The 26,774-nt window shown below is 72.0% G+C and carries 20 protein-coding genes and 1 pseudogene; 11 read left to right on the top strand and 10 right to left on the bottom strand.

Translation table 11 applies throughout. The annotated features are described in order from the left end of the window. Positions 1–230 precede the first annotated feature (230 nt). Positions 231–1,157, top strand: a complete 927-nt coding sequence (locus ADK41_RS02170) for a RecB family exonuclease (RefSeq protein ID WP_030825886.1) — start codon at positions 231–233, stop codon at positions 1,155–1,157. Positions 1,158–1,171: 14 nt separating this feature from the next. Further along, on the top strand, positions 1,172–1,843 hold the full coding sequence (locus tag ADK41_RS02165) for a response regulator (RefSeq protein ID WP_030825884.1): 672 nt from the start codon (positions 1,172–1,174) through the stop codon (positions 1,841–1,843). Here the strand turns inward: ADK41_RS02165 and ADK41_RS02160 are convergent. The 4 genes and pseudogenes from ADK41_RS02160 to metH all read right to left on the bottom strand — a co-directional run. Next, positions 1,807–2,306 (bottom strand): annotated as a pseudogene (locus tag ADK41_RS02160) (hypothetical protein); the annotation flags it as partial. The gene ADK41_RS02165 and the pseudogene ADK41_RS02160 sit on opposite strands and share 37 nt — an antisense overlap. A gap of 296 nt (positions 2,307–2,602) precedes the next feature. Further along, positions 2,603–4,210, bottom strand: coding sequence for an ABC transporter substrate-binding protein (locus tag ADK41_RS02155; RefSeq protein WP_030825879.1), 1,608 nt, complete (start codon positions 4,208–4,210; stop codon positions 2,603–2,605). A gap of 444 nt (positions 4,211–4,654) precedes the next feature. Continuing rightward, positions 4,655–5,356, bottom strand: a complete 702-nt coding sequence (locus ADK41_RS02150; protein WP_030825877.1) for an HAD family hydrolase — start codon at positions 5,354–5,356, stop codon at positions 4,655–4,657. Positions 5,357–5,473: 117 nt separating this feature from the next. Next, complete coding sequence (metH, locus tag ADK41_RS02145) at positions 5,474–8,998, bottom strand: methionine synthase (RefSeq protein WP_030825872.1); 3,525 nt, start codon at positions 8,996–8,998, stop codon at positions 5,474–5,476. A gap of 299 nt (positions 8,999–9,297) precedes the next feature. On the opposite strand from metH, the gene ADK41_RS02140 reads away from it, so the two are divergent. From ADK41_RS02140 to ADK41_RS02115, 6 genes are all read left to right on the top strand, one after another. Next, positions 9,298–10,062: an IclR family transcriptional regulator gene (locus ADK41_RS02140; protein WP_030825870.1), complete on the top strand. Its 765-nt coding sequence runs from the start codon at positions 9,298–9,300 to the stop codon at positions 10,060–10,062. A gap of 333 nt (positions 10,063–10,395) precedes the next feature. After that, entirely contained in the window at positions 10,396–11,190 is a 795-nt protein-coding gene (locus tag ADK41_RS02135) for an MIP/aquaporin family protein (RefSeq protein ID WP_030825868.1), read from the top strand. 65 nt (positions 11,191–11,255) lie between these two features. Further along, complete coding sequence (glpK, locus tag ADK41_RS02130) at positions 11,256–12,794, top strand: glycerol kinase GlpK (RefSeq protein WP_030825867.1); 1,539 nt, start codon at positions 11,256–11,258, stop codon at positions 12,792–12,794. 8 nt (positions 12,795–12,802) lie between these two features. Beyond that, a complete protein-coding gene (locus ADK41_RS02125; RefSeq protein ID WP_030825865.1) occupies positions 12,803–14,419 on the top strand; it encodes a glycerol-3-phosphate dehydrogenase/oxidase in 1,617 nt (538 codons plus the stop codon). A 133-nt stretch (positions 14,420–14,552) separates the two neighbouring features. Beyond that, positions 14,553–15,224, top strand: coding sequence for a FadR/GntR family transcriptional regulator (locus ADK41_RS02120; RefSeq protein ID WP_030825863.1), 672 nt, complete (start codon positions 14,553–14,555; stop codon positions 15,222–15,224). A gap of 127 nt (positions 15,225–15,351) precedes the next feature. Continuing rightward, complete coding sequence (locus ADK41_RS02115; RefSeq protein ID WP_030825861.1) at positions 15,352–16,362, top strand: PAC2 family protein; 1,011 nt, start codon at positions 15,352–15,354, stop codon at positions 16,360–16,362. Positions 16,363–16,413: 51 nt separating this feature from the next. Here ADK41_RS02115 and mshC read toward each other — a convergent pair whose 3' ends face one another. From mshC to ADK41_RS02095, 4 genes are all read right to left on the bottom strand, one after another. Next, positions 16,414–17,643, bottom strand: coding sequence for a cysteine--1-D-myo-inosityl 2-amino-2-deoxy-alpha-D-glucopyranoside ligase (gene mshC / locus ADK41_RS02110; protein ID WP_030825859.1), 1,230 nt, complete (start codon positions 17,641–17,643; stop codon positions 16,414–16,416). 169 nt (positions 17,644–17,812) lie between these two features. Further along, the gene (locus ADK41_RS02105) at positions 17,813–18,646 is read right to left on the bottom strand and encodes an SCO1664 family protein (protein ID WP_199821958.1); all 834 of its coding nucleotides are present in this window, start codon (positions 18,644–18,646) and stop codon (positions 17,813–17,815) included. Further along, a complete protein-coding gene (locus ADK41_RS02100) occupies positions 18,610–19,200 on the bottom strand; it encodes a DUF3090 domain-containing protein (RefSeq protein WP_030825853.1) in 591 nt (196 codons plus the stop codon). Before ADK41_RS02100 ends, ADK41_RS02105 begins: the two co-directional genes overlap by 37 nt. A gap of 102 nt (positions 19,201–19,302) precedes the next feature. Continuing rightward, positions 19,303–19,989, bottom strand: a complete 687-nt coding sequence (locus ADK41_RS02095; RefSeq protein ID WP_030825850.1) for a histidine phosphatase family protein — start codon at positions 19,987–19,989, stop codon at positions 19,303–19,305. 62 nt (positions 19,990–20,051) lie between these two features. Between ADK41_RS02095 and corA the strand changes: the two genes are divergently transcribed. Then, positions 20,052–21,047, top strand: coding sequence for a magnesium/cobalt transporter CorA (gene corA / locus ADK41_RS02090; protein WP_030825846.1), 996 nt, complete (start codon positions 20,052–20,054; stop codon positions 21,045–21,047). Positions 21,048–21,101: 54 nt separating this feature from the next. Here corA and ADK41_RS02085 read toward each other — a convergent pair whose 3' ends face one another. Together ADK41_RS02085 and ADK41_RS02080 are read right to left on the bottom strand one after the other, a co-directional pair. Further along, positions 21,102–21,890, bottom strand: coding sequence for a ferritin-like domain-containing protein (locus ADK41_RS02085; protein WP_030825844.1), 789 nt, complete (start codon positions 21,888–21,890; stop codon positions 21,102–21,104). Positions 21,891–22,092: 202 nt separating this feature from the next. Then, positions 22,093–23,148 (bottom strand): LLM class F420-dependent oxidoreductase, encoded by a 1,056-nt coding sequence (locus tag ADK41_RS02080; RefSeq protein ID WP_030825842.1) that lies wholly within the window; start codon positions 23,146–23,148, stop codon positions 22,093–22,095. A gap of 555 nt (positions 23,149–23,703) precedes the next feature. Between ADK41_RS02080 and ADK41_RS02075 the strand changes: the two genes are divergently transcribed. Further along, the gene (locus ADK41_RS02075) at positions 23,704–24,690 is read left to right on the top strand and encodes an aldo/keto reductase (RefSeq protein ID WP_030825840.1); all 987 of its coding nucleotides are present in this window, start codon (positions 23,704–23,706) and stop codon (positions 24,688–24,690) included. Beyond that, entirely contained in the window at positions 24,687–26,744 is a 2,058-nt protein-coding gene (locus ADK41_RS02070) for an ATP-dependent DNA helicase (RefSeq protein WP_037804116.1), read from the top strand. The genes ADK41_RS02075 and ADK41_RS02070 overlap by 4 nt, the downstream gene beginning before the upstream one ends. The last annotated feature ends 30 nt before the right edge of the window (positions 26,745–26,774 follow it).

Raw genomic sequence — 26,774 nt, 5'->3', positions numbered from 1 at the left:
TGTTCCGCCCCGGCACCCTGTCTCTTCCTCTCCCTCCCCTTCCCTCCCCGCCGTCACGCGCGGCGCCCACGACCGGTCGGGGGTCCGCCCTCGGACCGGCGGGCGAGCGGCCCGCCGCAGGGGTGCGGGGCGTGGACGCGCCGGCCGCCGCGGGCGGCGGCGCCCGCCCCGGTCCCTCCGCTCCGTCGGCGGTGCACGCTCTGTCGGTGGCGGGCCGTAAGGTCTGTGGCATGGAGACCAGCACCGAGGGCGAGGAGCGGGCCGACAGCGGCCCGGGCACCGTGGGCGTACGAGCGGACACGGCCGCCGTACCGCCGGCTTCGCTGTCCCCTTCGCGCGCGAGCGACTTCATGCAGTGCCCGCTGCTGTACCGGTTCCGGGTCATCGACCGGCTGCCGGAGAAGCCGAGCGAGGCGGCGACCAGGGGCACGCTGGTGCACGCGGTGCTGGAGCGCCTCTTCGACGTCCCGGCCGCCGACCGCACCGCGCCCCGGGCGAAGTCGCTGGTCCCGGGCCAGTGGGAGCTGCTGCGCGAGACCCGGCCGGAGGTCGTGGAGCTGTTCGCCGACGATCCGGAGGGCGAGCGGCTGGCGCGCTGGCTGGCGGAGGCGGAGCGGCTGGTCGAGCGGTGGTTCTCGCTGGAGGATCCGAGCCGGCTGGAGCCCGCCGAGCGGGAGCTGTTCGTCGAGGCGGAGCTGGACTCCGGACTGAGGCTGCGCGGCATCATCGACCGGGTGGACGTCGCGCCGACCGGCGAGGTGCGGATCGTCGACTACAAGACGGGCAAGGCGCCCCGGCCGGAGTACGCCGAGGGCGCGCTGTTCCAGATGAAGTTCTACGCCCTGGTGGTGTGGCGGCTGAAGAAGGTGATCCCGCGCCGGCTCCAGTTGGTGTACCTCGGCAGTGGTGACGTGCTGACCTACGACCCCGTGCGCGCGGATCTGGAGCGGGTGGAGCGCAAGCTGCTCGCGCTGTGGGACGCGATCCGGCTGGCGACCGAGACGGGTGTCTGGCGTCCGCGGCCCACGAAGCTGTGCGGCTGGTGCGACCACCGGGCGCACTGTCCGGAGTTCGGCGGCACTCCCCCGCCGTACCCCCTGCCGGTGAGGGCGCCCGAGTCCGGCGGGGCCCAACAGGGCAGAATGGGGCCGGACTAGCGAAGGAGACTCAGGTGGCCATCCGCGTCCTACTGGTCGACGACCAGCCGCTGCTGCGTACCGGGTTCCGGATGATTCTGGAGGCCGAGCAGGACATCGCGGTCGTCGGCGAGGCCGGAGACGGCCTCCAGGCCCTGGACCAGGTGCGGGCGCTGCAGCCCGATGTGGTGCTGATGGACATCCGCATGCCGCGGATGGACGGGGTGGAGGCGACCCGGCAGATCACCGGGCCCGAGCGGGACGGGCCGGCGAAGGTGCTGGTGCTGACGACGTTCGATCTCGACGAGTACGTGGTGGAGGCCCTGAGGGCGGGGGCCAGCGGCTTCCTGCTGAAGGACGCCCCGGCAGGCGAGCTGGTGCAGGCGATCCGTGTGGTGGCCGCCGGGGAGGCGATGCTCGCGCCGAGCATCACGCGCCGGCTGCTGGACAAGTACGCCACGCACCTGCCGTCCGGTGACGAGCCGGTGCCGGACACGCTGCACACGCTGACCGAGCGTGAGGTCGAGGTGCTGAAGCTGGTGTCGCGCGGGCTGTCCAACGCGGAGATCGCCGCGGATCTGTTCGTCAGCGAGACCACCGTCAAGACGCACGTCGGCCATGTCCTGACCAAGCTGGGGCTGCGCGACCGGGTGCAGGCGGCGGTGTACGCCTACGAGAGCGGGCTGGTGCGCCCCGGCGCGCAGTAGCGCGGCAGTCGCCGGTACGGCGTCAGCTCCTGCCGGTCTCCCGGAACCGGAACACGGTCGAGGCAGCGCTCCAGGCCGTACACGCCGTCCTGGACGACCGCGTACTGCTCGGCCTGCCGGACCGGGAGGGCGGGGACGTCCTCGGCGACGGGGTCCTGGATCCGGCCGAAGTCCTCGTCGGTGGCGGAGCGGTCGCTCCGGGCGGCCGTGCGCGGGAGGAGCGATTCGGTGATCGTGTCGGCGTCGTAGTCGTCGTCCGGCACGTTGCCCTCGCCGAGGAAGGGCCCGGTGAAGTCGTCGGCGTCCGGGTGGTCGGGCACCCAGCCCTTGACGTGGACGCCGTACGTGCCGGCCGCGATGTCCTTCTCGTACGGGGCGAAGGGGACGGACTCGACGTCGCGTCGAGGAGTCCGCCGGCGTCGAGCCGTCCGGCGGTCGCCTTCGGTTCCTGGTCGGTGGCCGGCCGGCTCCCTCGGGGAAGCTGAGCAGCGGCTGGAAGACGCCGTTGAACAGCGGCCGGGAGCCGGGGTCGTGGCCGGAGGCGGGGTCGGTGGACAGGACGTCGTCGGACATCCCCACCACGACGCCGGAGCCGTTGGCCCCGGTGTCACCGCTCTCGGTGCCGCAGCCGGTCGACAGGCCCGTGGCCAGTCCCGCCGCGAGGGGCGGGACTGGCCACGGGTGACGCGCATTCACGTGCTGCGCCTTGTCGTTCTTGCTGCCCGGATCGTGCTACCGGTCCGGGTTCGTGCGGTTTCGTCACTCGGTGACGCCGCGCGCGAGCTCCCACAGCTGGAGGGACGAGGAGGAGTTGAGCGCGTAGGCGGTGCCGGTGACGCCGTCGCGGGCGGCGACGTACTGCTTGCCCTGCCACAGCGGGAGCAGCGGGACGTCCTCGGCGACGATGTTCTGGATCTCCGTGAGGCTGTCGGAGGCGGACAGCCGGTCGGCCTGGCGGCGCGACTCGGGGATCAGCTCCTTGATGATCTTGGGGTTGGCGTAGGGCGAGCTGAGGAAGTTGTCCTCGCCGAGGAAGGGGGCGGTGAAGGCGTCGGCGTCCGGGTAGTCGGGGAACCAGCCCATGCCGTAGACGTCGTACTTCTCGTTCTGGGCAGCGGTCTTGAACTTGTTCCAGGTCTCGCTCTTGATGTCGGTCTCGAACAGACCGCTGTCGTTGAGCTGCTTGCTCAGCTGCTCGAACTCCGACTTGGCGGCGGGACCGTAGTGGTCGTGCGTGTAGTGCAGCGTCAGCTTCACCGGGGTGGTGACGCCGGCGTCCTCCAGCAGCTCGCGGGCCTCGGCCACGCTCGGGTCGCCGTACGTGTTGAAGAACGCGTTGGTGTGACCGGTGACGCCGGCGGGGACCAGCGAGAACAGCGGCTCGGCCTGGGAGCCGTAGACGTTGCCGACCAGCTCGCCGCGGTTGATGACCTGGGCCATCGCCTGGCGGACGGCCTTGTCCTTCACGGTGGCGGCTTCGGTGTTGAACGCCAGGTACCGGATCTCCAGACCGGGCGACTCGACCACCTCGATCTCGTCGTCGGTGTTGTTGCTGAGCTCCTGGATCTGCTCGGGCGACATGGTGCGGGTCGCCATGTCGATGTCGCCCTTCTTCAGCGCCTCGCCCATGGCGTCGGCGCTGTCGTAGGAGACCATCTCGACCTTGTCGTTGTTCACCTTCAGTGCGCCCTTGTAGGAGGGGTTCTTGGTGAAGGTGGCGCTGACCAGCGTGCTGTCCTCGACCTTGCCCTCGAAGGTGTACGGACCGGAGCCGTCGATCTCGAAGCCCTCGCGCAGCTTGCCCTTGTCGTAGTTGTCCGGGTTGACGATGCCCGCGACCGGGGTGGACAGCTTGTACGGGAAGGTGGCGTCGGCGCTCTTGAGGTGGAAGATCACCTCGCGGTCGCCCTGCGTCTCGACGGTGTCGACGGTGGACAGCAGCGCGAACACACCGCTGTCGCCCTCGATGGAGATGGCGCGCTCGATGGAGAACTTCACGTCCTCCGCGGTGATCGCGTCGCCGTTGGAGAACTTCAGTCCGTCCCGCAGGGTGCAGCTGTAGCGCTCGTTGCCGGCGTCGGTGAATCCGCACGACTCGGCGGCCTCGGGCACCGGCTCGCCGTCGCCCCGGGGCTGGACCATCAGGGTCTGCACGGTCTGCCGCAGGATGTTCCAGGTACCGACGTCGTAGGCCCAGGCCGGGTCGAGGGGCGCGGGACCGTCCTCCTTGGATGCGGTGAACCGGTCCGTGGTGCCCACGACGATCGCTTCGCCGTCTCCGCTCCCGCCCTCGGTGTCGCCGCAGGCGGCGAGCACCGGCGCGAGCAGGCCCATCGCGGCCGCCAGCACCAAAGTCTTGCGGTTCATGCTCGAGTTTCTCCAGGACTGTCGACTCCGTGTATCCGGCATGCGGGGTTGTTGCAGCGGATCACGGGGATGGGGGCGAGGTTCTCGCGATGACATTAGTCCGCGCCCGCAGGAGGGTTCGCGGCCGCCGGAGTTGAGGGCACATCACGCAGTGGAACCAGGTGTGAACGCACCGGTAAAGGCGCCCGGGGAAGGATTGGTGCACCTTCTCATGAATCAGGACACAAGGGCGCGTCGACGACCTCCGAAATGGTGCGGAAGGCACAGGCGGACATCGCTGTCGACCCCCCTCCATGTGGCGAACCTCACATGCTGAAACGGGCTCGCCGGTACCGGAATTCAGCCATCGCCCAGCGGGCCGAATTCTCCCGGGCGCGCGCCCGGGAGCCCTCGAAGCCGGGCGGCGGGAATTCCGGCGGTAACGCCGCTGCGCTGGGTGAACGCCTAGCGCATTTCCGTCATCACACCATGCAGGAATGTCAGGTCCACGACTTCCAGGGAGGGGACGACCGTCCGCCGGGCGGCCGGGGCGATCGGACCCACCGAGGGCACCGCGACGACCTGGCAGCCCGCCGCCTCGGCGGCGGCGACACCGGTCGCGGTGTCCTCGACGACAGCGCACCGTACGGGGTCCACGCCGAGGCCGGCGGCGGCCGCGAGATACGGGTCGGGGTGCGGCTTGGTGCGCGGCACCTCGTCGCCGGCGATCGACAGCGCGAAGTGCCGGTGGCCCAGCGTGTTCAGCACCCGGTCGATGATGCGCCGGTGGGAAGCGGAGACCAGCGCGGTGGGCATCTCGTACTCGGACAGCTCGGCGAGCAGTCGCGCGGCGCCCGGCATCAGCGGCAGGGCCTGGTCGATGCGGTCCTCGAAGCCGTCGTTGAGCAGCACCGTCAGCTCCGGGAGGTCGATGTCGGCACCGGTGGCCTCGATGAGGAATCCCGCGCTGCGGGTCATGGGGCCGCCGACCACGACATGGCGCCAGGACTCGTCGAGGGTGTGGCCGAGGGAGGCGAAGACCTCCTTCTCGACGTCCCACCAGAAACCCTCGGTGTCCACCAGGGTGCCGTCCATGTCGAGGAACACGGCCTGAAGGGCCGAGCCCTCGGCCGTCTGGGTTCCGAGCGCGGGGACCGTACTGGTCATCCACGTACCTCCTTCACAGGGACGACCAGGCCGGTTCCCACGGGGGGAACCGGCCTGCGGTGGACCGACCAGTGTACGTCGTGCGGGACGCGAACGCCCGGTGTGCCCGGTGGCGCCTCAGCGGGCGTTGAAGTACTTGGCCTCCGGGTGGTGGATGACGATGGCGTCCGTGGACTGCTCGGGGTGCAGCTGGAACTCCTCGGAGAGCCGCACGCCGATGCGCTCGGGTTCGAGCAGTGCGGCGATCTTGGCGCGGTCCTCCAGGTCGGGGCAGGCGCCGTAGCCGAGGGAGAAGCGGGCGCCCCGGTACTTCAGGGCGAACATGTCCTCCATCGCGGCGGGGTCCTCGCCCGCGAAGCCGAGCTCGGAGCGCACGCGCGCGTGCCAGTACTCGGCGAGGGCCTCCGCCAGCTGCACGGAGAGCCCGTGCAGCTCCAGGTAGTCGCGGTAGGCGTCGGCCTCGAACATCCGGGCGGTCTCCTCGCCGATCCTCGATCCGACGGTGACCACCTGGAGGCCGACCACGTCGGTCTCGCCGGACTCCTCCGGGCGGAAGAAGTCGGCCAGGCACAGACGGCGGCCGCGGCGCTGGCGCGGGAAGGTGAAGCGGGTGCGCTCGTTGCCCTGCTCGTCCAGGATGATCAGGTCGTCGTCCTTGGAGACGCACGGGAAGTAGCCGTAGACCACGGCCGCCTCCAGCAGGTTCTCCGTCTGGAGCCGGTCGAGCAGTCCGCGCAGCCTGGGCCGGCCCTCGGTCTCGGCCAGCTCCTCGTAGGTCGGCCCGTCGCCGGTGCGGGCCTGCTTCAGGCCCCACTGGCCCTTGAAGAGGGCGCCCTCGTCGAGCCAGCTCGCGTACTCCTTGAGCTGGATGCCCTTGATCACGCGTGTGCCCCAGAAGGGCGGGGCGGGGACCGGATTGTCGGTGGCGACGTCGGAGCGGACGTGCCCCTCCTCGGGACGCTCCTCGATCTCCACGGTGGCCGCGCGGACCCGGCGCTGCCTCAGTTCGGGCAGCTGTGCGCCGGGCACTCCGCGCTTGATGCCGATGAGGGCGTCCATCAGGCGCAGGCCCTCGAAGGCGTCGCGGGCGTAGCGGACCTCGCCCTGGTAGATCTCGTGCAGGTCCTGCTCGACGTAGGCGCGGGTGAGGGCGGCGCCGCCGAGGATCACCGGATAGTCGGCGGCCAGACCGCGCTGGTTGAGCTCCTCCAGGTTCTCCTTCATGATCACCGTGGACTTCACCAGCAGCCCGGACATGCCGATGACGTCGGCCTTGTGCTCGTCGGCTGCGTCCAGGATCGCGGAGACCGGCTGCTTGATGCCCAGGTTGACGACGTTGTAGCCGTTGTTCGACAGGATGATGTCGACCAGGTTCTTGCCGATGTCGTGCACGTCGCCGCGCACGGTGGCCAGCACGATCGTGCCCTTGCCCACGGCGTCCTCACCGTCTGCGACTTTCTCCATGTGCGGCTCGAGGTGCGCGACGGCGGTCTTCATCACCTCGGCGGACTGGAGCACGAACGGCAGCTGCATCTGGCCGGAGCCGAACAGCTCACCGACCACCTTCATGCCGTCCAGGAGGGTGTCGTTGACGATGTCGAGGGCCTTGCGGGTCGTCAGGGCCTCGTCCAGGTCCTGTTCGAGGCCGTTCTTCTCTCCGTCGATGATCCGCCGCTTGAGGCGCTCCTCCAGGGGAAGGGCCGCCAGCTCCTCGGCCTTGCCGGCCTTCAGCGACTTCGCCGTCGCCCCCTCGAACAAGGCCATCAGCTTCTGCAACGGGTCGTAGCCCTCACGGCGCCGGTCGTGGATCAGGTCCAGCGCCGTTTGGACCTCTTCCTCGCTGAAGCGGGCGATGGGCAGGATCTTCGACGCGTGGACGATCGCCGAATCCAGTCCGGCCTTGACGCACTCGTCGAGGAAGACCGAGTTCAGCAGGATGCGGGCGGCCGGGTTGAGGCCGAAGGAGATGTTCGACAGGCCGAGGGTGGTCTGCACCCGCGGGTGGCGCTCCTTCAGCAGGCGGATGCCCTCGATGGTGGCCAGGCCGTCCTTGCGGGACTCCTCCTGGCCGGTGCAGATGGTGAAGGTCAGACAGTCGACGAGGATGTCCTCCTCGCGGATGCCCCAGTTGCCGGTCAGGTCGTCGATCAGCCGTTCGGCGATCTCGACCTTCTTCTCGGCGGTGCGGGCCTGGCCCTCCTCGTCGATGGTGAGCGCGATCAGCGCGGCGCCGTGCTCCTGCGCCAGCCGCGTGACCTTGGCGAACCGCGACTCGGGCCCGTCGCCGTCCTCGTAGTTCACCGAGTTGATCACCGCGCGGCCGCCGAGCTTCTCCAGCCCGGCCCGGATGACGTCGACCTCGGTGGAGTCGAGGACGACGGGCAGGGTGGAGGCGGTGGCGAAGCGTCCGGCCAGTTCCTCCATGTCGGCGACGCCGTCGCGGCCCACGTAGTCCACGCACAGGTCCAGCATGTGCGCGCCCTCGCGGATCTGCTCGCGGGCCATCTCCACGCAGTTGTCCCAGCGGCCCTCGAGCATCGCCTCGCGGAACTTCTTCGATCCGTTGGCGTTCGTCCGCTCGCCGATCGCCAGGTAGGCGGTGTCCTGGCGGAACGGGACGCTCTGGTAGAGGGAGGCCGCGCCGGGCTCCGGGCGCGGGTCGCGCTCGGCCGGGGCGAGGTCGCGCACGCGCTCCACGAGCCGGCGCAGGTGCTCGGGCGTGGTGCCGCAGCAGCCGCCCACCAGGGACAGGCCGTAGTCGCGTACGAAGTTCTCCTGGGCGTCCGCCAGCTCTCCGGGGGAGAGCGGGTAGCGGGCGCCGTCCTTGGTGAGCTCCGGCAGGCCGGCGTTGGGCATGCAGGACAGCCGGACGCGGGAGTGGCGGGCCAGGTGGCGCAGGTGCTCGCTCATCTCGGCCGGGCCGGTGGCGCAGTTCAGGCCGATCAGGTCGATGCCCAGCGGTTCCAGGGCGGTGAGCGCGGCGCCGATCTCGGAACCGAGCAGCATGGTGCCGGTGGTCTCGACCGTGACCGACACGATCAGCGGGACCTCGAACCCGGCGGTCCCCATCGCGCGGCGGGCGGCGATCACGGAGGCCTTGGTCTGCAGCAGGTCCTGGGTCGTCTCCACCAGCAGCGCGTCCGCGCCGCCCGCGAGCAGGCCCTCGGCGTTCCGCTGGTAGGCGTCCCGGATGGCGGAGAAGGTGGTGTGGCCGAGGGTGGGCAGCTTGGTGCCGGGGCCCATCGAGCCGAGCACCCAGCGGGTGCGGCCGTCCCGCGCGGCGTACTCGTCCGCGGTCTCGCGGGCGATGCGGGCGCCCGCCTCGGACAGCTCGGCGACGCGCTCCGGGATGTCGTACTCGCCGAGGGCGGTGAGGTTGGCGCCGAAGGTGTTCGTCTCCACGCAGTCGACTCCGGCGTCGAAGTACTCGGAGTGGACCGAACGGACGATGTCCGGGCGCGTCAGGTTCAGGATCTCGTTGCAGCCCTCGAGGTTCTGGAAGTCCTCGAGCGTGGGGTCCTGGGCCTGGAGCATGGTGCCCATGGCTCCGTCGGCGACCACCACCCGGGTGGCGAGCGCCTCGCGGAGGGCGGACACACGGGTCCGGCTGTCGGCGGAAGGGGTCTGCGGCAACGAGGCCATGAAAGGGGCTCCCTCTGGGTGCGACGGCTGTCGGCTTTGCGGCTGCCCGGGATCCCCTCACGGAGCGTCCCCGGCTGGGCGCACCTCGCCAGGGTATCCGGGACCGTTCTCCGATGTTCAGGGCGTCCACGGGGCGGACGATGATGGCCGAGAGCCGACGTACGGAGTACGAGTGGCGGAACCGATCACGACCGATCATTAGCGAGAGGTCGACATCGACCGGTAGTGTTCGGCATTGCCGAACAGCGGCAGCGGCACGTCGCGGGTGGACGGCCGAAGGGGACGGAGGCAGTACGGCGATGGCACGGAACATCCAGTCGCTCGAACGGGCGGCGGCGATGCTGCGGCTGCTCGCGGGTGGCGAGCGGCGACTCGGCCTGTCGGACATCGCCTCGTCACTGGGCCTCGCCAAGGGCACCGCCCACGGCATCCTGCGCACGCTCCAGCAGGAGGGGTTCGTCGAGCAGGACGACGCCTCCGGGCGCTATCAGCTGGGCGCCGAGCTGCTGCGCCTGGGCACCACCTACCTCGACGTGCACGAACTGCGGGCACGCGCCCTGGTGTGGACGGACGACCTGGCCCGCTCCAGCGGCGAGAGCGTCTACCTCGGCGTGCTGCACCAGCAGGGCGTGCTGATCGTGCACCACGTCTTCCGGCCGGACGACAGCCGGCAGGTGCTGGAGATAGGGGCCATGCAGCCGCTGCACTCCACGGCCCTGGGCAAGGTGCTGTCGGCCTACGACCCGGTGGCCCACAGCGAGGCCCTGGAGTCCGAGCGCAAGGCCTTCACCGACCGGACGGTGTGCGACCCGGACGGCTTCGAGCACATCCTCGACCTCACCCGCGCGCGCGGCTACGCGGCGGACGTGGAGGAGACCTGGGAGGGCGTCGCCGCCGTCGCCGCCCCCATCCACGACCGGCGGCGCATGCCGGTGGGCGCGGTGGGCATCACGGGGGCGGTGGAGCGGCTGCGCCGGGACGGCGAGCTGCGGCCCGAGCTGATCGCGGCGGTACGGGACTGCGCCCGCGCGGTCTCGCGGGACCTGGGCGCCGGGCGGTTCTGAGCGGAACACGGAGGTGACCGGGGCGCCGCACGGCGTCCCGGTCGCCGTCATGCCCGGGGCGGGCATACCGGGCGCGAGCGGAAGCAACCGCCGCGAAGATCGACAACTCGGGACGCTCCATAACGATCGCGTTTTCGACAACCGAACTCTTGACGCCCACGGGGTGTCGGGAAAGACTCCCGTCCATCGGTCGGCATTGTCGAACACCTACCGGCAATACGAGTTAGAGTGTGACAACGCCAAGGGCCGGCATCGCTCTCATCCCCTGAGGGCGCCAATCCCCGGTGGGACCCGGGGGTCGGCTTCCCTGGACGAAGGACAAAGGAGTCGCGGGTGTCCAGCTCCGACATCTTCATCGGCGAGACCATCGGTACCGCCATACTCATCCTGCTCGGCGGCGGTGTCTGCGCCGCCGTGACGCTGAAGGCCTCCAAGGCCCGTAACGCCGGCTGGCTCGCCATCGCCTTCGGGTGGGGCTTCGCCGTGATGACGGCGGTGTACATCGCCGGACCGCTCTCCGGCGCCCACCTCAACCCGGCCGTCACCGTGGCGCTCGCCCTCAAGGACGGCGAGTGGGGCAACGTCCCGGTCTACTTCGCCGGAGAGTTCCTCGGCGCGATGATCGGCGCGACTCTGGTCTGGGTGGCCTACTACGGCCAGTTCCTGGCCCACCTCACCGACAAGGAGATCGTCGGCGGTCCGGGCGCGCAGGCCACCGCCGCCAAGGCGGTCGAGGCGCAGGAGAAGGGCGCGGGCCCGGTGCTCGGCGTCTTCTCCACCGGTCCGGAGATCCGGCACACGGTGCAGAACCTCGCCACGGAGATCGTCGGCACCTTCGTGCTGCTGCTGGCCATCCTCACCCAGGGCCTGAACGACGCGGGCAACGGCCTGGGGGTGCTGGGCGGTCTGATCACGGCGCTCGTCGTCGTCTCCATCGGCCTGTCGCTGGGCGGCCCGACCGGGTACGCCATCAACCCGGCCCGCGACCTCGGTCCGCGCATCGTGCACGCCCTGCTGCCGCTGCCCAACAAGGGCGGCTCCGACTGGTCCTACGCCTGGGTCCCGGTGGTCGGTCCACTGATCGGCGGCGCCCTCGCGGCCGGTCTCTACAACGTCGCCTTCGCGTAGGCCCCGCATCATGTGACAGCGCTGTACGTACCGCCCCGTAACCAAGGAACTCCCAGGAGCACACAGTGACCGACGCCCACACCGCCGGCCCGTTCATCGCCGCCATCGACCAGGGCACCACCTCCTCCCGCTGCATCGTCTTCGACCGCGACGGGCGCATCGTCTCCGTCGACCAGAAGGAGCACGAGCAGATCTTCCCCAAGCCGGGCTGGGTCGAGCACGACGCCACCGAGATCTGGACCAACGTCCAGGAGGTCGTCGCCGGAGCCGTCGAGAAGGCCGGCATCACCCGCGACGACATCAAGGCCATCGGCATCACCAACCAGCGCGAGACCACCGTGCTGTGGGACAGGAACACCGGTGAGCCGGTCCACAACGCCATCGTCTGGCAGGACACCCGCACCGACGCCCTCTGCCGCGAGCTCGGCCGCAACGTCGGTCAGGACCGCTTCCGCCGCGAGACCGGTCTCCCCCTGGCCTCCTACTTCGCCGGTCCCAAGGCCCGCTGGCTGCTCGACAACGTCGACGGCCTCAAGGAGCGCGCCGAGGCGGGCGACATCCTCTTCGGCACCATGGACACATGGGTCATCTGGAACCTGACCGGCGGCACGGACGGCGGCCGCCACGTCACCGACGTCACCAACGCGTCCCGCACCATGCTGATGAACCTGCACACCATGCAGTGGGACGAGAGGATCGCCGAGTCCATCGGCGTCCCCGCCGCGATGCTGCCCGAGATCCGCTCCTCGGCCGAGGTCTACGGCGAGATCAAGGGCGGCAGACTGGGCGAGCTGCTCGGCGGCATCCCGGTCGCCTCCGCGCTGGGCGACCAGCAGGCGGCCCTGTTCGGCCAGACCTGCTTCGCCGAGGGCGAGACCAAGTCGACGTACGGCACCGGCACCTTCATGGTGATGAACACCGGCGACAAGATCATCAACTCCTACAGCGGCCTGCTGACCACGGTCGGCTACCAGATCGGCGACCAGAAGCCGGTCTACGCCCTGGAGGGCTCGATCGCCGTCACCGGCTCGCTGGTGCAGTGGATGCGCGACCAGATGGGCCTGATCTCCACCGCCGCCGAGATCGAGACCCTCGCGCTCTCCGTCGAGGACAACGGCGGCGCCTACTTCGTGCCGGCCTTCTCCGGCCTGTTCGCCCCGTACTGGCGCTCCGACGCCCGCGGTGTGATCGCCGGCCTCACCCGGTACGTCACCAAGGCGCACCTCGCGCGCGCCGTGCTGGAGGCCACCGCCTGGCAGACGCGGGAGATCGCGGACGCCATGACGAAGGACTCCGGCGTGGAGCTGGCCGCCCTCAAGGTCGACGGCGGCATGACCTCCAACAACCTGCTGATGCAGACGCTCTCGGACTTCCTGGACGCCCCCGTGGTGCGTCCGATGGTCGCCGAGACCACCTGCCTCGGCGCCGCCTACGCCGCCGGCCTCGCCGTCGGCTTCTGGAACAGCACCGACGACCTGCGCGCCAACTGGCGGCGGGCCGCCGAGTGGACCCCCCGCATGGACGCGGAGACCCGCGACCGTGAGTACAAGAGCTGGCTCAAGGCCGTCGAGCGGACCATGGGCTGGCTCGAGGACGAGGAGTAAGAACCGCCATGACCAGCCAGTCCACCCTGCAGTCCGTGCCTGCCCTGGGGACGCACCCGGCGTCCGGCTCGAACCCGAGCCGCGCCGAGACCCGGGAGCAGCTCTCCAAGGCGTCGTACGACCTCCTCGTGATCGGCGGCGGCATCCTGGGCATCTCCACCGCCTGGCACGCCGCGCAGTCCGGCCTCAGGGTGGCTCTGGTGGACGCCGGCGACTTCGCCGGCGCCACCTCCTCCGCCTCCTCCAAGCTGCTCCACGGCGGTCTGCGCTACCTGCAGACCGGTGCGGTGAAGCTGGTGGCGGAGAACCACTTCGAGCGCCGTGCGGTCTCCCGCCAGGTGGCCCCCCACCTGGCGAACCCGCTCACGTTCTACCTCCCCGTGTACAAGGGCGGGCCGCACGGCGCGGCGAAGCTCGGCGCCGGTGTCTTCGCGTACTCGGCGCTGTCCGCCTTCGGCGACGGCGTCGGGCACCTGCTCTCGCCGGCCAAGGCCGCGCAGGACGTGCCGGAGCTGCGCACCGACAACCTCAGGGCCGTGGCCGTGTACGGCGACGACCAGATGAACGACGCGCGCATGGCGCTGATGACGGTCCGCGCGGCGGCCGAGTCCGGCGCGGTCGTCCTCAACCACGCCGAGGTGACGGGGCTGCGCTTCACCCGGGGCCGGGTCACCGGCGCCGAGCTGCGCGACCGTCTGACGGGCGACGAGTTCGGCGTCGACGCCCGCCTGGTGCTGAACGCGACCGGCCCGTGGGTCGACCACCTGCGCCGCATGGAGGACCCGAAGGCCGCGCCGTCCATCCGCCTGTCGAAGGGCGCGCACCTGGTCCTGAAGCGGACCTCCCCGTGGAAGGCCGCGCTGGCCACGCCGATCGACAAGTACCGGATCACCTTCGCCCTCCCCTGGGAGGACATGCTGCTGCTCGGCACCACCGACGAGGAGTTCGAGGGCGACCCGGCGGACGTCGCGGTCACCGAGAAGGACACCGCGCAGATACTCGACGAGGCCGCGTTCTCCATCCGCGACCAGCAGCTCGACCGGGACCTGATCACCTACGCCTTCGCGGGACTGCGGGTGCTGCCCGGCGGTCCCGGGGACACGGCCAAGGCCAAGCGGGAGACGGTCGTCACCGAGGGCCGGGGCGGGATGCTGTCCGTCGCGGGCGGCAAGTGGACCACCTTCCGCCACATCGGCCGTACGGTGATGCGCAAGCTCCAGGAGCTGCCCGGCCACCCGCTGGGCGAGGACTTCGAGCCGATCGCCTCGCTGCCGAAGAAGCTGCCGCTGCCGGGCGTGGCCAACCCCCGCGCGGTGGCCCACCGGCTGCTGGTCGACAGCCCGGCGCCCGGCCCGCGCATGGCCGCGGACACCGCCCGGCACCTGGCCACCCACTACGGTTCGCTGGCCTTCGACATCGCTCGCCTGGCCAACGACGACCCGGCGCTCGCCCGGCGCGTCCACCCGGACGCCCCGGAGATCTGGGCGCAGGTCGTCTGGGCCCGCGACCACGAGTGGGCCGAGACCGCGGACGACGTGCTGCGCCGCCGCACCACCCTGACGATCCGGGGCCTGGCCACGGACGAGGTCCGCGCGAACGTCCAGGAGCTGCTCGACAAGAAGTGACCGGTGCTCCCCCGGCTCCCCCGCACGGGAGCCGGCATCCGGGTCAGGGGCGGCTCCGCGCCGACGGAGCCGCCCCTGACCCGTACATAATGGGCTGGATACATCGGAGGTCTGGTCCGCAGGGAGGCGCGGTATGGCAGTGACCGACGAGGCGATCGAGAAGATCAAGGGAATGATCGTCTCGGGCGCGCTGCGTCCCGGCGCCCGGCTGCCCAAGGAGAGCGAGCTCGCGGCCGAGCTGGGGCTGTCCCGCAACTCGCTGCGCGAGGCGGTGCGCGCCCTGTCGCTGATCCGCATCCTGGACGTGCGGCAGGGCGACGGCACCTACGTCACCAGTCTCGACCCGCAACTCCTGCTGGAGGCGCTGAGCTTCGTCGTCGACTTCCACCGCGACGACACGGTCCTGGAGTTCCTCGCCGTACGCCGCATCCTGGAGCCGGCCGCGACGGCCCTCGCGGCCACCCGGATCGGCGAGGAGCAACTGGACGCTCTGGCAGAGCAGTTGGACAGGCTCGGCGACGAGCCGTCGGTGGAGGACCTGGTCGCCGCCGACCTGGAGTTCCACCGGGGCATCGTGCGCGGCTCCGGCAACTCCGTGCTGTGCTCCCTGCTCGACGGCCTGTCCGGCCCCACCACGCGGGCCCGGATCTGGCGCGGGCTCACCCAGAAGGACGCGGTCGGCCGCACCCTGCACGAGCACCGGGCCATCCTCGCCGCCCTGCGGGACCGGGACGCGGAGGCGGCGCGGTCCTGGTCGACGGTGCACATCGCGAGCGTGGAGCAGTGGCTGCGGTCCACGCTGTGAGTGGTGTTTCCGGGGGTACGGCGGGGCAGTGATGGGGCACTCCCCTTGTGAAGGGGACTGCGGGCGCTCCTCCGGGCACGCCGTAAGGTTGGGGCGTACGCGAGGGCACGTCGGAAGGAGGCGCTGGGTGATCGAGCTCGAGGGGGTTCCCGAGCTGGTCGACCCGGTCATGGTGGCCGCGTTCGAGGGCTGGAACGATGCCGGTGACGCCGCCTCCACCGCGGTCGCGCACCTGGACCGGGAGTGGAAGGGCGAGGTGTTCGCGGCGCTGGACGCCGAGGACTACTACGACTTCCAGGTGAACCGCCCCACGGTGTTCATGGACGGCGGGGTCCGCAAGGTCACCTGGCCGACCACGCGGTTGTCGGTGGTCCGGGTCGGCGGCGAGAAGCCGCGCGACCTGGTGCTGGTCCGCGGCATCGAACCGTCCATGCGGTGGCGTTCGTTCTGCAACGAGATCCTCGGCTTCGCGCACGAACTCGGCGTGGAGCTGGTGGTCGTGCTGGGCGCGCTGCTCGGTGACACCCCGCACACCCGGCCGGTCCCGGTCAGCGGGACCACGTCCGACCCGGACCTGGCCCGCCGCATGGACCTGGAGGAGACCAAGTACGAGGGCCCCACGGGCATCGTCGGCATCCTCCAGGAGGCGTGCGCGCACGCGGGCGTGCCCGCGGTGTCGCTGTGGGCGGCGGTCCCGCACTACGTCTCGCAGCCGCCCAACCCGAAGGCCACCCTGGCCCTCCTCAACCGCCTGGAGGACCTGATCGACGTGCGGATCCCGCTGGGCGAGCTGCCCGAGGACGCGCGCGCCTGGCAGGTGGGCGTGGACCAACTGGCCGCGGAGGACAGCGAGGTGGCCGAGTACGTCCAGACGCTGGAGGAGGCCCGGGACACCGCCGAGCTGCCGGAGGCGTCGGGCGAGGCGATCGCCCGCGAGTTCGAGCGCTATCTGCGGCGCCGTGACGGGGCGTCGGGCCCGCCCGGCGGACACGCCACGGCCGACGGCTCGGACGGTACGTCGTACCGGCGGGAGGGCCCGGGCGGGCGCACCCGCCCGCCGAAGCCGCCGAAGCCGGGGACGGACTTCGATCCGGACCAGGACCCGGGCTCCGGCGGCGACGAGTCGTCGGAGGACTGAACGAAGGGGCGCCCCGTTCACCACGGGGCGCCCCTTCGTCGTCGTGTCCGGTTACAGCGCCACGCCGAGCAGCGCGTCCACCGCGCGGGAGACGACACCGGGCGCGCCGGTGTCCGTGCCGCCGCTCTCCTCCTGGAGCACGGTCCAGCGGTCGACGGCGGCCAGCGCGGCCGGAGCGTCCAGATCGTTGGCCAGGGCCTCGCGGATCTCCTCGACCAGTGCCTCGGCGGGCGGGCCGTCGGGGCGGGAGACCGCGGCACGCCAGTGGTCGAGGCGGGTCACGGCGTCCTGGAGGACCTGGTCGGTCCACTCCCAGTCGGCGCGGTAGTGGTGGGCGAGCAGCGCCAGCCGGATCGCCGCCGGGTCCACCCCGTCGCGCCGCAGCCGGGACACGAAGACCAGGTTGCCCTTGGACTTGGACATCTTCTCGCCGTGCAGGGCGACCATGCCGGCGTGGACGTACGCCTTGGCCATGGGGAACTCGCCGGTGAGCACCTGGGCGTGCGAGGCGCCCATCTCGTGGTGCGGGAAGACCAGGTCGGATCCGCCGCCCTGGACGTCGAAGCCCATGCCGAGGTGGTCGAGGGCGATGGCCACGCACTCGATGTGCCAGCCGGGGCGGCCCCGGCCGAGCGAGCCGCCGTCCCAGCTCGGCTCGCCCTCGCGGGCGGCCATCCAGAGCATCGGGTCGACGGGGTTCTTCTTGCCCGGACGGTCCGGGTCGCCGCCGCGTTCGGCGGACAGCAGCCGCATGGCGGCGGCGTCGAGGTTCGAGACCTGGCCGAAGTGCGGGTCGGACTCGACGGAGAAGTAGATGTCGCCCTCGATCTCGTACGTCGCGCCGAGCTCGCGCAGTCGTTCGACGAGCGGGACGATGCCGGGTATCGCCTCCACGGCGCCTATGTACTGCCGCGGGGGCAGCATCCGCAGGGCCGTCATGTCCTCGCGGAACAGCGCGGTCTCGCGCTCGGCGAGCGCGGTCCAGTCGACGCCGTCCCGTTCGGCCCGCTCCAGCAGCGGGTCGTCGACGTCCGTGACGTTCTGGACGTAGTGAACCTGCCGCTTGGTGTCGAGCCACACGCGCTGCACGAGGTCGAACGCGTTGTAGGTCGCCGCGTGTCCGATGTGGGTGGCGTCGTAGGGGGTGATGCCGCAGACGTAGATGCGGGCGACGGGACCGGGGTCGGAGGTGACCAGGCCCCCGGTCGCGGTGTCGTGGATCCTCAGGTCGCGGCCCTGACCGGGCAGGGCGGGGACCTCGGAAGCGGGCCAGGCATGCATGCCATGAGCCTAACCGGACCGCGGTTCGGAAAACGAACGGGAGCAGGCCGGATGACCGGGAAGGCGCTCTTGCGCCGCGCCGCCCGGCGTGCTGCCGGTCTTGTCCCGGGCGGGTGGTCGTCCCGTTCCGGAGGGGCCGCCGTTGCGTCCGGACAGACCGTCGTCCCGTTCAGACCGGGGGCCAGGGGATGGCCGGCCAGTCGCCGGCCGGCTGCGGGTGGGTGCCGGTGGTGAGGAGGGTCTCCACGCGTGCGCGGGTGGCATCGATCTCCGCGCGGGTGAGGAGGGGGGTCAGGGCGGCGGTGAGGGCGCCGGTGCCGGTGAGGGCCGTTCTGAGGCCCCCGAGGACGTCCAGCGCCTCCGCGGTCAGGGGCTCGCCCGCCCAGCCCCACAGCAGGGTGCGGAGCTTGTTCTCGGCGTTGAAGGTGACCCCGTGGTCGATGCCGTACAGCAGGCCCTCCGCGGTGGGCAGCAGGTGCCCGCCCTTGCGGTCGGCGTTGTTGATCACCGCGTCGAGGACCGCGAGCCGGCGCAGCCGCTCGTCGTCGGCGTGCACGAGCAGCGCGGTGCGGCCCTCGCCGGCCTCGGCGAAGCCGATCGCCTTCCAGCCCGGCTCCGGTTCCTCGCCGTCGACCAGGGCGAGGAGCTCCGCGCCGGGCGCCGTCTCGATCCACAGCTGGCACATGCCCTCGCCGTAAGGGCCGTCGCGGAGCACGGTGGGCGGGACCAGGCCCCAGCCGGTCGCCTCGGAGACCGCGTGGGCGGCGACCTCGCGCCCGGCGAGCGTGCCGTCGGGGAAGTCCCACAGGGGCCGCTCCCCGGCGACCGGCTTGTAGACGCACGCGGCTTCCCGGCCCTCGTGCGTCACGGTGCAGTACAGCGCCGCGTTCGAGGCCTCGCGGATGCGTCCGCGCACGGTCAGCTCGCCCTCGGCGAGCAGCACCGTGACGGCCGGGTCGGCGGCCGTCACGCCCCGCGGCGGTATCCGTTCTGGCGCGGACATACGTGTCCTTCCGGGTCGAGCGGGAGGCTGCACAGCGGGCACGGCGGCCGCCCGGCGTTGACGACGTCGAGGGCGCGCTTGGCGAAGGCCCGGGCCTGCGCGCCGGTGAGCCGGACGCGGAGCATCGGGGGCCCGTTCTCCTCGTCCTGGAGCAGCCGCTCCTCGGCCTCGGCGAGGTCCTCCTCGGACTCGGCGTCCAGTTCGACGAGCGCCTGCGCCTCGACGATCATGCGCTGCTCCTCGCCGTCCCAGGCGAGCGCCATGGTGCCGACGCGGAACTCCTCCTCCACGGGGGTGTCCAGCGGGGCGCTGTCGGTGATCTCGGCCGGCGTCATCGCGGGCACCGCGGCGCTGCCGCCGCTGCGGCGCACGACCTCGTCGAGCAGTTCGTCCATCCGTTCGGCGAGCGCCGCGACCTGGGTCTTCTCCAGGGCCACGCTGGTCACCCGGGAGCCGGCGGAGGCCTGGAGGAAGAACGTACGGCGCCCTGGCAGCCCGACCGTACCGGCCACGAAACGTTCCGGTTGGTCGTAGAGGAACACCTGACGGGACACGTCCTGTCTCCATTGAGAGTCGTGGTGGGCGTGGGGGAAACGGGCGGCTGGTCGAAACGGGGACGCACTGCGGCGACCGCTTCACCCTACTGCGCCCGGCGATCACGGTGCGCCCGCGCCGCCCCCGACCGTGGCGTCGTCGGCCGGCGGCTCCTCGCACGGTGCCAGGGACGCGAAGTCGCCGGTGTCGCCGAGGCGGACGAGAAAGGGGCGCAACCGTGTGTAACGGATCGCGGTGATGGAACACGGTTCAACGGAAATCCGCTGGAAGAGGTCGAGATGAAGTCCGAGTGCGTCCGCGACGAGAGACTTGATGATGTCGCCGTGCGAGCACATGAGGTACACGGCGTCGGCGCCGTGGTCGCGCTCCACCCGCGCGTTCCACTCGCGCACCGCTTCGGCGGCGCGCGTCTGCATCGCGCGCATGGACTCCCCGCCGGGGAAGGCCGCCGCCGACGGGTGCGCCTGCACCACGTCCATCAGGGGCTCGTCCTTGAGCTCGGTGAGCTTGCGGCCCGACCAGTCGCCGTAGTGGCACTCGCCGATGCGGTCGTCGGTGTGCGGGGTGAGGCCGGGACGCGCCTCCAGCAGCGGCCGGAGGGTCTCCCGGCAGCGCTGCAGCGGGCTGGTGACGATCTCGGCCAGCGGCAGCTCGGCGAGCCGTCCGGGCAGTGCGGCGGCCTGGGCGGCGCCGCGGTCGTCGAGGGCGACGCCGGGCGTCCAGCCGGCGAGCAGTCCCTCGGTGTTGGCGGTGGAACGTCCGTGCCGGACCAGGAGCAATGTGGGCATGCGGCCCAGGGTAGGCGCACGCGTGTGTGGTGTGTTCGTCGTGGGAAGGGAGAAGGCGTTTCGTGATCGTCGACTGTGCCATCTATCGGGAGGGGCGACGGTCGGAGGGGCCCCACGACTTCTCCGACGCGCTGGACGAGGCCCGGTCGGCCGGGGGGTTCGTCTGGATCGGGCTGCACGAGCCGACGGCGGACGAGTTCGACCTGGTCGCGCAGGAGTTCAGTCTGCATCCGCTGGCGGTCGAGGACGCCCTCAAGGCCCATCAGCGGCCCAAGCTGGAGGTGTACGACGACTCGCTCTTCGTGGTGCTGAAACCGATCGTGTACGAGCCGCGGAGCGACACCGTCTCGTCCGGTGAGGTCATGATCTTCCTCGGGGACGCGTTCGTGGTGACCGTCCGGCACGGGGAGGGGACTCCGCTGGGAGCCGTGCGCAAGCGGCTGGAGCGGGAACCGGAGCTGCTGGGCGAGGGGCCCACGTCGGTGCTGTACGCGATCGCCGACGCCGTCGTCGACCACTACCTGGTCGTGGCGACCGAGCTGCAGACCGACCTGGAGGAACTGGAGGCGGAGGTCTTCACCCCCGACAGCGGGGGTTCACGGCACACCGCCTCCAGGATCTACACCTTCAAGCGGCAGATCCTGGAGTTCCGGCGGGCGACCGGGCCGCTGGCGATGCCGATGGCGCGGCTGGCGGGGGTGGGCACGTACGGGACGGGGGCGCCGTTCGTGGAGGACAGGGCGCGGCCCTTCTTCCGCGACGTGCACGACCACCTCACCCGGGTGAACGAGTCCGTGGAGGGACTGGACCGGCTGGTCTCGGACGTCCTCTCGGCTCATCTGGCGCAGATCAGCGTGCGGCAGAACGACGACATGCGGAAGATCTCCGCGTGGGCGGCCATGGCCGCGATCCCCACGATGCTCGCGGGGATCTACGGGATGAACTTCGAGCACATGCCGGAGCTACGCTGGGAGTGGTCGTATCCGGTGGTGATCCTGGTGATGGGCGTGCTGGAGGTGCTGTTGTTCCGCCTGTTCAAGCGGCGGGGGTGGATGTGAGGGGCCCGGTCCGGCGTCCGGGTGCGGCCACGTGAACTCCGGTTCCGGGTGCGGTCACGCGAACTCCGGTTCCGGGTTCGCCGGGCCGCCGAGCGCGTCGCGGCGGTCGGGCGTCCTCAGGGAGACCATGCGGCGCCAGCCGCCCAGGCGTTCGTACGCGTACACCGCGTGGATGCCCGCCGCGAGGACCGCCGCCTTGGGCCCGGGCCAGCCGAGGATGCGGCCCATGTGGGCCATCACCGCCAGGCTGACGTCCCGGTAGACGCGGATCTCCGCGAGCGCGCACGCGCGCAGCGTGCGCTGGATGGCGCGGCCGTGTCCGGCGTACGCGAAGCGCAGCAGTTCCTCGTGGCAGTAGGCGAGGTGGTTGTCCTCGTCGTCGGAGATCATCCTGACCGCGCGGCCGAGGTCGGGGTGGTCGGCGAAGTGCTTGCGGAGCAGTTCCATCTGCTCGGAGGCGCGCTGCTCGGTGACCCTGCTGTGGGCGAGGTAGGTGACGACGTCCTGGACGGTGAGCGGCTCGTCGCGCTTCAGCCGGCCGTGGGCCAGGCCGATGCCGTTGCGCTCCAGGAGCATGGTGTAGTCGGTCTCCGGGGGGACCGGGACGGGCTTCAGGCCGCGCTTCCTCATCAGGGCGTTGAAGATGCGGCCGTGCTTGTCCTCGTCGGCGCCGTGCCTGGTGATCTTGGGGGCGAGTTCGCGCTGGGTCTCGGGGACCAGCGCGGCGATACGGGCGTTCTCCCAGCCGCCCTGCGACTCGCCGCTCGCGGCGATGGAACAGAACAGGGCGAAGGACTCGTCGTTGTCGAGGATCTCCTGGAACAGACTCTTGGCCGAAAGCATGGTGGGCCACCTCTCCGCAGGTCCGCGGTTCCGCGAAGAACGAGTCAAGTGCGCGGGGCGGAGGGTGGCAACAGGTGCGCCGGGCGACTCCGCCGAAAGGAGTACGGGGGCGCGGGAGCGTGACCGGGCGGACCGGCGGGCGTTGTGGAGGGTGACGGCCGTGGCGGGGTGGACCCCCGAGCCCCCACCACGGCCGTGAGACCTACGCGAGGCCCGCGCGTTCCAGGGCCTCGGTGCCGGCGCGGAGCGAGGCGAGGCGCTCGTCGAGCGTGAAGCCGGCCGGGGCGAGGGTGAGGGTGGTGACTCCGGCGGCGGCGTAGGCCTTCATCCGGTCGGCGATGCGGTCGACCGAGCCGAGGAGGGTCGTCCTGTCGATCAGGTCGTGCGGGACGGCCGCTGCCGCGCCCTGCTTGTCGCCGGTGAGGTACTTGTCCTGGATCTCGGCCGCCTCGCGCTCGTAGCCCATGCGCCGGGCGAGCTGGTTGTAGAAGTTCTGCTTGCGGCTGCCCATGCCGCCGACGTACAGCGCGGTGTAGGGGCGGAAGGTGTCGGCGAGGGTGGTGAGGTCCTTGTCGTCGCCCACGGCGAGGGGGACGGTGGGGCAGACGTCGAAGCCGTCGAGGGTCTTGCCGGCCTTCTCGCGGCCGGCGCGGAGGTGCCGGACGGCGGTGTCCTCGAGGTGGTCGGCGGAGGGGAAGATCAGCAGGGCGCCGTCGGCGATCTCGCCGGTCTGTTCGAGGTTCTTCGGGCCGATGGCGGCGATGTAGAGGGGGATGTGCTCGCGCTGGGGGTGCACGGTGAGCTTGATGGGCTTGCCGGGGCCGCCGGGGAGGGGGAGCGTCCAGTGCTCGCCCTCGTAGGAGAGGCGCTCGCGGGTCATGGCCTTGCGGACGATCTCGACGTACTCGCGGGTGCGGGCGAGGGGCTTGTCGAACTTGACCCCGTACCAGCCCTCGGAGACCTGAGGGCCGGAAACGCCGAGGCCGAGGCGGAAGCGGCCCTGGGAGAGGGAGTCCAGGGTGGCCGCCGTCATCGCCGTCATCGCGGGCTGGCGGGCGGGGATCTGGAAGATGGCCGAGCCGACGTCGATGCGGCGGGTCTGGGCGGCGACCCAGGTGAGGACGGTGGCGGCGTCGGAGCCGTAGGCCTCCGCGGCCCAGCAGACGGCGTATCCGAGGCGGTCCGCCTCCTGGGCCACGACGAGGTTGTCCGCGTCCATTCCGGCACCCCAGTAGCCGAGGTTGATCCCTAGCTGCATGGCGGCTCTCCCCTTACCGATGAGTAACGTCGCTTGTGCGGAGACCTTATACCTCCGGCGGTCCTGTGGGATGCCCGCGGCGCGGGGTTCGGTCCGGTGGGGGCTGGGGTGGCGCCCGTGGTCGGTGGGTGGGTCGGGGCCGGGTCGGGGGTGTCCGTCCTCGGACCGGCGCGGATCACGCCCGCTGGAAGGGGCGCGGGGTGCGGACGCGCCGGCCGCTGCGGGCGGCCACCCCCGCCCCGCCCCCTGCGCGCCGTACGCGCCCACCCGCAGTCGTTCCCGCCGCTCTCGCGGGCAGTCGCATGCCGCGCCCTCTGCGGGCAGCCGCATGCCGCGTCAGCCGCGGGCAGTCGTGCCGCAGAGCGGCACGGGTGGGCGCGACGCCCCCCACAAGCGCCGGGCCGCGCTGACACCAGCCGGTCGGCACCGGCACGGGGCACCCCGTACGACGCCGGGGCACGTGGAGAGGTCGGCCCGCGCCGGCGTCGGACCGACCGGAAATCCCTTGTCCACAGGTCCCCACGCCCAAGGCTCCGGCCAGTAATCTCGGCGTTCATGGAGCAGAGGCATCTCGGCCGTACCGGCCTGCGTGTGTCCCGGATCGGGCTCGGGACTCTGACCTGGGGTCGGGACACCGACGAGCACGACGCCGCGGACCTCTTGAAGACCTTCTGGGAAGCCGGCGGGACCCTCGTCGACACCGCCGACGTGTACGGCGACGGAGAGTCCGAGTACCTGCTCGGCAGGCTGATGGACGGACTCGTGCCCCGCCGGGACCTCGTCATCTCGACGAAGGCCGGGAGCGTGGCCGACCCGGACCGCCGGGTCGACGGCTCGCGCGGCCATCTGCTCTCCGCCCTGGACGCCTCGCTCGCCCGCCTCGGTACCGACTACGTCGACGTGTGGCACGTCCACGCCTACGACCCCGCCACCCCGCTGGACGAGACGCTCGCCGCGCTCGACACCGCCGTCGGCAGCGGGCGCGTGCGCTACGCCGGGGTCTCCGACTTCTGCGGCTGGCAGCTGGCCAAGGCGGCGACCTGGCAGCTCGCCGCGCCGGGGACGCGGACCCGGCTGGCGAGCACCCAGATGGAGTACTCGCTGCTCCAGCGGGGCGTCGAGCGCGAGGTCCTTCCCGCCGCCCTCGACCTGGGGATCGGGCTGTTGCCGTCCTCGCCGCTCGGCCGGGGCGTGCTCACCGGCAAGTACCGCAACGACGCCGCCCCGGTGGATTCCCGGGGCGCCTCGCAGCACCTCGCCCCGTTCGTCGCGCCGTATCTCGACGACACGGCGAGCCGCATCGTGGACGCCGTGACCACGGCGGCGGACGGGCTCGCCGTGACCGCGCTGCAGGTGGCCCTCGCCTGGGTCCGTGACCGGCCCGGTGTGGCCGCCCCCGTCGTCGGCGCGCGCACCGCGCAGCAGCTCACGGCGGCGTTGTCAGTGGAGGCCCTTAGTCTTCCTGACGAGATCTGCCGGGCTCTCGACGACGTGTCGGCGCCCGTGCACCGCTATCCCGATCACGACTGGAGCACGCTGTGAGCACGGAGCCGCCCGAGACCGCGGAGGACGCCGAGGAGCCGGGGACGTCTGCCGAGGGCACGGAGGTGTCCGAGGCCGCGCAGGTGTCCGAGGCCGAGGCCGAGCTGGCCGCGCAGCGCCTGGAGCGGGAGCGGATCGAGCGGCGGAAGGCGGAGCGGCAGGGGCCGATCGAGGCCGGGGGCAAGCTGAGCGGCACGGCCGCGGATCTGCTGGCCGCCGTGCGGGCCGTGGAGAGCGGGGAGAAGCCGGCCGTCGCCGTGTTCGCGGAGGCCGCGCCCGCGCCGCGGCGGCCCGCTCCCGAGCCCGTGCGCCGGGTTCCGGCCGCGGCGCCGGGGCCGGTGGCTCCCGCCGCCGGCGCCGTCGAGGACCTGCGGGGGGTGCTGGTCCAGGGGGGCGCGCCGGAGGGGATCGCCGTACAGGCCGCCGGTGTGCTCGGGGACGGGGGCGCCGACGTGCTGCGCGCCGATCCCTGGCAGCTGCTGCGGGTCCCCGGGGTGCGGCCCGAGCAGGCGGACGGGTTCGCCCGGGCGTTGCTCGGGGCCGGGCCGGACGACGAGCGGCGGGGGCGGGCGGTCACCGTGTGGCTGCTGGAGCAGGCCGCGCTGGCCGGGCACACCGTGCTGGACATGGCCGCGCTGGTCGCCGCGCTGGGGCGGCAGAAAGTGCCCGAGGCCGAGGAGGCCGTGCAGAACGCCATCGCGGAGGGGGACGTGCTCGTCTTCCAGGACGCCGTCGGCGACGCCGGCGGCGCCGAGGAGGACGGGGAGCCGCCGGTGCGGGTGCTGGTGGGGCTGGAGCGGTGTGCGCTGGCCGAGGAGAGTCTGGCCGACGGACTGGCCCGCCTGGTCGACTCCGTGACCGCGCAGGACGGTGCGGGCGAGGAGTGGGAGCGTGCGGCCGTCTCGGCGGAGGGCTCCGCGGGTGGGCTGATCCGGGCGGTCGCCGGGCACGGGCTGGTGCTGCACACCGGTGGGGAGGCCTCGCTGGCCGAGCCGGCGGCCCTGGTGCGCGCCGCGCGGGGTCTGGGGCTGCGGGTCTGGGCCGCCGCCCACGGTCCGGTCGGGCGCGCCCGGTTCGCGGGCCTGGTCGAGGGGACCGGGGTCGCCACCGTCGCGGGGCTGCTGTCCGGTGCCGAGGGGCCCGGGCGGGACGCCGACGGGGCGCTGGACGTGGATCTGCTGGTGGTGCTCGACGCCCCGCAGCTGGACGTCGAGACCGCCGCGCTGGTGACGGAGTCGCTGCCGGACGGGGCGCGGCTGGTGCTGGCCGGGGATCCGGGAGTGCTGTGGTCGGCGGGGCCCGGGCGGGTGTTCGCGGATCTGCTGGCGGCGCGGGTCTGCCCGCAGGTCGCCTCGCGGCGGCCGGATCCCGGCCCGCTGGGCGAGCTGGTCTCGGGGGTCGGAGTCGGCGAGCTGAACCCGGTGGCGGCGCCCGGCAAGGAGGTCGTGATCGTGCCGGTGCGGGACGCCGGAGAGGCCGTGCACCGGACCGTGCAGCTGGTGGTGGACTCGGTGCCACGTGCCATCGGGGTGCCGGCCGAGGAGACCCAGGTGATCACCCCGGGGCACGGGGGTGCGGTGGGCACGCGGGTACTGAACGCCGCGCTGAAGGAACGGCTGAATCCAGGGCCGGGGCGCTTCGGCGGGTTCGATCCGGGTGACCGGGTCGCCTACTCCCCCGTTCCGGGACGTACGCTGCCGGGCCGCGTGGTGCGGGCCGACGGCGAGGGGCTGCATCTGGAGTGCGGCGGCGAGGAGGTCGTCGTACCCAGGGAGCGGGTGGAACCGTCCCTGCGGCACGGGTGGGCGCTGACCGCGCACCAGGCGGTGGGCTGCCGGTGGCCCGCGGTGGTCGTGGTGCTGCCCGGTGACGCCGTGCAGGCGCTGAGCCGGCCGTGGGTGTACACGGCGTTCAGCCGGGCCGACCGGCATCTGTCCGTGGTGCACGGTGCGGAGCAGGCGCTGCCGCGTGCCGTGGCCGAGGTGCCGGCGAAGCCGCGGACCACCCGGTTGCCGGTGCTGCTGGCCCCGCAGGTCCCGGTGACGGAGGGCTGAGCCGGGCCCGTAGGTGCGCGGGCGGCGGCA

This window comes from Streptomyces caelestis, from assembly GCF_001279005.1.
GTDB classification, from domain to species: Bacteria; Actinomycetota; Actinomycetes; order Streptomycetales; family Streptomycetaceae; genus Streptomyces; species Streptomyces heliomycini.
Note: the sequence above shows the minus strand (reverse complement) of the source record. Positions and strands in the feature narration are given on the sequence as shown.